Raw genomic sequence first — 7,085 nt, forward strand, 5'->3', positions numbered from 1 at the left:
CAACGGGACGGACACATGGTGTCCGTCCCGTTTTTATTGAACCGCGCCGGTCTTAGGCTATTATTGTTGGGGAGTAGCCGCAGACCACCGGATCCGCCCGCGATCATCGAAGGCCCCGGATTTTGCCTGTTCAGCCCCGCTGAACCCGTCAAGGAGAGACCATGACCGTTGCCACCTCCGTCGCGCCGACCCTGGCCGATGCCGAACGCGATGCCTGTGCCATTATCGGATTTGCCAAGAAGCACGGCCAGCCCACCCACGGCAACCTGCAGCGCACCATCGAGGCGTTAATCAAGATGGGCCACCGTGCCGGCGGCATCGGTGGCGAAGGGGATGGCTGCGGCGTGTTGACCGACATTCCCCGCCTGCTTTGGCAGGAAACCCTGGGCGAGGCCGGCTTCCGCCCGGAGATGGCGGAACTGCCCGAATTCGCCGTCGGCCACCTGCTGCTCCCGGCGGAGGCCTCGGACCCCCAAAGCGAACTCCGTCGGCGCATTCTGCAACGGCTGCAGGACAACCATTGCCGGCTTCTGGTGGAACGACCGGCGCCGGTACGCAGCGAGATTCTCTCGGCCAGCGCCCGGGCCAGTGAACCCTTCTTCTGGCAGATTGCCCTGACGGTGCCCGATGCCGCCCGCAGCGGCGCATTGCTTTATGACCTGAACGTCGCCCTGGAAGGGGAGTTCCCGGTGCAGGTCGCCTCCCTGTCGACCCGTACCGCCGCCTACAAGGTGCATGGCGCGCCGGAAATCCTGGCCCGCTACCACGCCGATCTGAAGCGTCGCGATTTCCTGTCCGCGGCCACCATCGGCCACAGCCGCTTTTCCACCAACACCCTGCCGACGGTGCTGCGCGCCCAGCCTTTCAGTCTGCTCGGCCACAACGGCGAGATCAACACCATCGAACGACTGCGGGAAGAAGCGCACCTGCTGGGCATCGCCCTGCCCCCCGGCGGCAGCGATTCGCAGGACCTCAATCGGTTGCTGGAGGGCCTGCTGCACCATTTCGAACTGAGCCTGTTCGAGGCCATGGAGATGGTTTTTCCGCCCATCTTCAGCGTCATGGACCGCATGCCGGACGACCGGCAGCTGCTGTACCGCTTTTTCCGGCGCTTCTTCCCCGCCAGCGCCCAGGGTCCGGCGGCGGTTATCGCCCGCGCCGGCGAGCAGATGGTGTTCAGCGTCGACGCCATGGGCCTGCGCCCCCTGTGGTTCGGCGAGACGGAACGGGAATACTTCATCTCCTCCGAAGTCGGGGTGGTGCCGCAGGAGGAAATCCTCTCGGATCCCAAACCCCTGGCGCCCGGGGAGAAACTCGGGCTTCATATTCCCTACCGCAAGCCGGCCCGGGTGTTCGACCATGGGGAACTGCGCCGCGAGGCGCACCGGCGCTTCCGCCGGCGCACGGCCCTGGCGACCCAGGCCCGTCAGTTGCACTCCGCCGTCGCCCTGCAGCCAAAGCCCGTCACGGAAACAGCTCTGTTTACCCGTTCCAGCGGGCTGCTGCGGGACAACCTGCTCTCGGCCCTGGCCTGGAAAAGCAGCGATCTGCGCAATCTGCGGGAAATGGCCGAAAAAGCCCAGGACCCCATCTCCTCCCTCGGCTATGACGGCCCCCTGGCGGCCCTGGCCACCACGCGTCAGAACCTGGCCGACTTTTTCAAGGAACAGGTGGCGGTGGTGACCAACCCGGCCATCGACCGGGAGCGGGAAGCGGAGCACTTTTCCACCCGGGTCTACCTGGGCGGTTGCCCGACCCTGGGCGGACGGCGGCGCCAGGCCATATCCCTCGACGTGCCCCTGCTGACCGGCGGCCGCCGGCTCGGTCCCGATGCCGACGATGATAGGGTCGCCAACCGTTTCGGCACCACCAGCCTGGAGACTTTGCTCGGACAGTTCTCCGGCGGACGGCACCGTTTTCGGCGGCTGTCCTGTGCCTTGCGCCGCGAGGAAACGGTCCGCGAGGCCCTGGCACGCTTGGAACGAGAGGCCCTGAGCGCGGTCAACGGCGGCGCCGCCCTGCTCTTGCTGGATGACACCCAGGCCTTCACTCCGGCCCACGGTTTCCTCGACCCCCTGCTGGCCCTGGCCTGGCTGCACCGCTCCCTGCTCCACCATCGCAGCGGCAACGGCGAGAGCCTGCGCCGGCAGACCTCCCTGGTGGTCCGCTCCGGGGCCCTGCGCAACCTGCACGATCTGATCTTCGCTTTCGGCATGGGCGCCGACGCCCTCTGTCCCTATCTGATGTGGGAACTGGCCGCGGAACACGCCAACGGCACGGAACATCTGCTGGGGGTGCTGGCCAAGGGCTTGGAGAAGGTCATGTCGACCATGGGCATCCACGAGATCGGCGGTTACGGGCGGCACTTCGCCGCCATCGGCCTGGCTCCGGAATTGGCCGAGGTGTTCGGCGTCGCCAACTTCTGCGGCTCTCAGCAGGGCGGTCTGACCTTTGCCCGTCTCGACGAGGACGGCCGGGAGCGCTGCCGGGTGGCACGCAGCCATCGGCCGCAGCCGGTGGTCGGCCAGTTCCGCCTCTACCCGCGCATCTGGAAAATGGTCTCGGCGGTGGCCAAGATGGAGGAGAACTATGCGGATCTGGCACGACTCATCCGCCAGTTCAAGGAAGAGCATCCCCTGGCCATCCGCCACCTGCTGGATTTTGATTTTCCCGAGGCCCTGACCGTCGATCCGCGGGACGTCGATGCCGGCGTCGGCAGCCACGACCTGCCCATCATCTTTTCCGCCATGAGCTTCGGCTCCCAGGGGGAAACCCCGTTCCGCATCTACGCCGAGGCCGCCAGGCGCCTCAACATTGTCTGCATGAACGGCGAGGGCGGGGAGTTGCCCGACATGCTCGGCCATTACCGCCACAACCGTGGTCAGCAGGTGGCGTCGGGCCGTTTCGGCGTCCACATGGACCTCCTCAATTCGGCGGACATTCTGGAAATCAAGGTCGGCCAGGGGGCCAAGCCGGGCGAGGGCGGGCATCTGCCGGGCTTCAAGGTCACGGCCAAGATCGCTGCGGCGCGTAACGCCGCCGTCGGTGTCACCCTCATTTCCCCCTCCAACAATCACGACATCTATTCCATCGAGGACCTGGCCCAGATCATCGAAGAACTGCGCACCGCCAATCCCCGCGCCCGCATCGCCGTCAAGGTACCGGCGGTGGCCGGCATCGGCACCATCGCCATGGGCATCGCCAAGGCCGGGGCCGACATCATCACCATCAGCGGCTACGACGGCGGCACCGGCGCCGCCCGGCGGCACGCCATCAAGTTTGTCGGCCTGCCGGCCGAAATCGGCGTCCGAGAAGCGCACCGGGCCCTGGTTGCAGCGGGACTGCGCCACCAGGTGGAAATCTGGGCCGACGGCGGCATGCACACCGGCCGCGACGTGGTGCAGATGCTGCTGCTGGGCGCCAACCGGGTCGGTTTCGGTACCCTGCCCATGGTGATCATCGGCTGCACCGCCTGCCGCAGCTGCCATCTGGGTACCTGCCATGTCGGCATCGCCACCCAGCTGGAAACCTTCGAGGAGGCCCGGGCGCGGGGCCTGAAACGATTCGTGCCGCGGGTGCTGGAAAACGGCATCATCTACGAAACCACCTTCTTCCGGGCCCTGGGCGAAGAAATCCGCGCCATCACCGCGCGCCTCGGCTTCCGCCGATCCCAGGACCTGGTGGGCCGCGCCGAACTGCTGGTGCAGAGCCGCGGCCACGACCATCTCGACCTGGGCGAATTGCTCAAGCCGGTCCCCCCGGCCCGGGCGCCGCGCACCTCGAGTGACGTGCGTATCATCCGCAAGCCCCTCAACTACCTGACCTCCCTCATCTCCAGCCTGGTCACCGAGGCCTTCGACGGCCCGGAAAGCCGCATCCGCTACGAGGATCACGGGGCGACCAGCAGCGATCGGGCCATCGGCACCTACCTGGCCGGCACCATGACCCGCCTGGCAGCCGAAGAACGGCCCGGCAGCGACAAACGCGTGCTGCTGCATTTCCGCCGCAATGCCATCCCCGGCAACGGCCTCGCGGCCTTCAACATCGGCCGCATCAACCTGCGGGTCGAGGGCAGCGCCCAGGACGGCGTGGGCAAAGGCGCCCGGGGCGGGAAAATCGTCATCCTCAAGGGTGAAAACCGCCATGGCTACCGGGTCGGCGGCGCCGTCGGCAAGGGGCTGGCCTACGGCGCTCAGGGCGGCCTGTTCCTCATCCAGGGAGATGCCGACAGTCGCGCCTGCGTGCGCCTGTCCGGCGCCGACGTGGTGTTGGGAGGCCGCATCCGGCAGCCCCTGGACGACCGCGCCGGCAACCTGGCCGGGCGCGCCAACATCAAGGGATTCGCCTGCGAATACATGACCGCCGGTCGCGTGGTGGTGCTGGGCGATCCCGGCCCCTGGCTGTGCTCGGGAATGACCGGCGGCATCCTCTTTTGCCATCTGGACGACACCATGGGCATGAACGTCGAGGCGCTGCACCGTCGTCTGGCGCGCGCCGCCCAGGTAGAAATCCGGGCGCTGGAGGACCAGGACGACGAAGCTCTGCGGGAGTTGCTCACCGCCTACCACCGGGAGTTGCTCTATTCTCACCAGAACGAGGAAGCCGCCTGGGTGGGGCAACTGCGGGAAGAGCGCCGCCACCGGTTCGTGAAAATCGTTCCGGCCGGCGTACAGACCGCGCCGCCGGTGGCCACGGAATGACCCTGCCGGGCCTTTTTTGAAGGTGGCCGTCTTAAACCACGGTCTCTGCACCCTGCCAAGGAGCCTTGCCATGCCGATTCGGGAAAACGTTCATGATCAGATCATACTCGGTGCCGGCCCGGCCGGTTACACCGCCGCCATCTATACCTCGCGCAGCAACTGCTGCCCGCTGCTGATCAGCGGCATGCAGCCCGGCGGTCAGCTTACCGGGACCACCCTGGTGGAAAATTTTCCCGGCTTTCCGGAAGGCGTCGACGGTCCGGAGCTGATGGAAATGATGCGCAGCCAGGCGGCACGCTTCGGCGCCCAATTCATGGAAGGCGAAGTATCCCGGGTCGATCTGACCGGCCGGCCGCTGAAAATCTGGATTGACGGTGAACTTTTCCAGTGCCGCAGCCTGATTATCTGCACCGGCTCCTCACCGCGCCTGCTGGGTCTGCCCAACGAACGGGAGATGTATGGCCGCGGGGTCTCGGTCTGTGCCACCTGCGACGGCTTTTTCTATCGAGGCAAGGAAGTGGTGGTGGTCGGCGGCGGCGATACCGCCATGGAGGAGGCCTTGTTTCTGGCGCGATTCTGCACTCGCGTGACCGTGGTCCATCGGCGCGACGAGCTGCGCGCTTCGCCCCCCCTGCAGGCCCGGGCCAAGGAACATCCCAAGATCGCTTTTCGCTGGAACAGCGTCGTCAGCGCCATCCTCGGCGATCCCAAACAGGGTGTACATGGGGTGCGCCTCAAACATCTGCCCGACGATCGGGAAGAAGATTTTCCTTGTGACGGCCTGTTCGTCGCCATCGGCCATGTGCCCAACACCCGGTTGTTCAAGGACCAGCTGGAGTTGGACGATTGGGGCTACATCATCACCCGCAACGGCACGGAAACCAGCGTCCCCGGGGTATTCGCCGCCGGCGACGTGCAGGATTTCTATTTCCGCCAGGCCATCGTTGCCGCCGGTTCCGGCTGCATGGCGGCCATGCAGTCGCAGCGCTACCTGGAATGCCTGGACGACGCCGATTGCACCCATTGCCGGCAACAGCGCTCCCTGCCCTCCGGCCCGCCGCGGCCGGGCTGAGCAAAAAGAGGTTGTAGCAACCCGGGTCTTGCCGGTATCCTTGGCCGTTCTTGAGGTTATCAAACAGGAGGGATCCACATGGATATCACCCAGACCATTGCCCGGCTCAAGGCCGAACCGGGGTTTACCGAAAACGTAGGCATGATGCTGATTCACAACGGCGTGGTACGCGGCTGGTCGCGGGCCGACGGTCGGGAGGTGACGGCCGTTGAGGTAAAGGTCGATCAGAATCGCATTGAGGCCCTGCGCCGGGAGTACGAGCAGAAGCCGGGCATCTTCCGCGTCATCATCGAAGCCTGCGAAGGTCGCCTGCAACCGGGCGACGACCTGCTGTTCATGGTGGTCGCGGGAGCCTTGCGGGAGGACGTCAAACCGGTCCTGGCGGAACTACTCGACCGGGTCAAGGCCGAAGCCGTCACCAAGAGCGAAGCTGTCGTGTAAATAATTCCAAGGGGATCGGCTCATGGGCCGGTCCCTTTTCCTGCCTGGCTTGGTCGATTCTGCTTATCCCGCTTCCAGCAGCAGTTCATCCGGATCCTCGATGAGTTCCCGGATCCGCGCCAGGAACCCCACCGCTTCACGACCGTCGATCAGCCGGTGATCATAGCTCAAGGCCAGATACATCATGGGCCGGACGACGATGGCTTCGTCGCGCACCACGGGCCGCGGCTGAATGGCATGCAGTCCCAGCACCGCGCATTGCGGCGGGTTGATCAGGGGCGTGCTCAGCAGGGAGCCGTAGACCCCGCCGTTGCTGATGGTGAAGGTGCCGCCCTGCAATTCGGCCAACTGCAACCGGCCGCTTTCGGCCCGGGCGGAAAAATCGTCAATGGCCTTCTCGATGGCGGCGAAACTCATGCCATCGGCATCGCGCAGCACCGGCACCACCAGGCCCTGGCCGCTGCCGATGGCGATGCCGATATCGTAAAAGTGCTGCAGCACGATGTCCTGCTCCTCGATGCGGGCGTTGACGAGGGGATACTCCTTGAGGGCTTCCACCGCCGCCTTGACGAAAAAGGAGGTCAGCCCTAAGCGCACCCCATGGCGCTGCTGAAAGCCGTCGCGATGACGCCGGCGCAGTTCCTGAACCCGGGACAGATCCGCCTCCCCGAAGGTGGTCAGGGGCGCGCTCTGCTGGCGCGCGGCGACCAGCCGGGCGGCGATGGTCCGGCGCAGAGGCGACAGGGGCTGCCGGGTGGTGCGATTGCCGACCTCCTGCAGGGTACACTGCGGTGCCGCAGCCGCGGCGGGCACGGCCGTCGGGGCTGGCCCCCCAGCCACGCTGTCCACGCTGTCCACGCTGTCCACGCTGT

The 7,085-nt window shown here is 66.1% G+C and carries 4 protein-coding genes; 3 read left to right on the forward strand and 1 reads right to left on the reverse strand.

From position 1 onward, the window contains the following. The first annotated feature begins 161 nt into the window (after nt 1-161). The 3 genes from JQN68_RS12690 to JQN68_RS12700 all read left to right on the forward strand — a co-directional run bounded on the left by JQN68_RS12690 (nt 162) and on the right by JQN68_RS12700 (nt 6,213). Nucleotides 162-4,700, forward strand: coding sequence for a glutamate synthase-related protein (locus JQN68_RS12690; RefSeq protein ID WP_225072496.1), 4,539 nt, complete (start codon nt 162-164; stop codon nt 4,698-4,700). Nucleotides 4,701-4,770: 70 nt separating this feature from the next. Then, complete coding sequence (trxB, locus tag JQN68_RS12695) at nt 4,771-5,772, forward strand: thioredoxin-disulfide reductase (RefSeq protein WP_225072497.1); 1,002 nt, start codon at nt 4,771-4,773, stop codon at nt 5,770-5,772. Between the two features lie 78 nt (nt 5,773-5,850). After that, nucleotides 5,851-6,213 (forward strand): molybdenum cofactor biosynthesis protein MoaE, encoded by a 363-nt coding sequence (locus JQN68_RS12700; RefSeq protein WP_225072498.1) that lies wholly within the window; start codon nt 5,851-5,853, stop codon nt 6,211-6,213. Between the two features lie 63 nt (nt 6,214-6,276). On the opposite strand, the gene JQN68_RS12705 is transcribed toward JQN68_RS12700, so the two are convergent. After that, nucleotides 6,277-7,085: 2-oxo acid dehydrogenase subunit E2 (locus JQN68_RS12705; protein ID WP_225072499.1), on the reverse strand; the 809-nt coding region annotated here is incomplete at its 5' end.

The sequence above is a fragment of the Desulfuromonas sp. CSMB_57 genome, from assembly GCF_020194955.2.
Classification (GTDB): domain Bacteria; phylum Desulfobacterota; class Desulfuromonadia; order Desulfuromonadales; family Syntrophotaleaceae; genus JAFCIY02.

Coding starts and splice junctions, on each gene's coding strand:
- JQN68_RS12690 (WP_225072496.1), top strand. CDS start 162: ATGACCGTTGCCACCTCCGTCGCGCCGACCCTGGCCGATGCCGAACGC.
- trxB (WP_225072497.1), top strand. CDS start 4,771: ATGCCGATTCGGGAAAACGTTCATGATCAGATCATACTCGGTGCCGGC.
- JQN68_RS12700 (WP_225072498.1), top strand. CDS start 5,851: ATGGATATCACCCAGACCATTGCCCGGCTCAAGGCCGAACCGGGGTTT.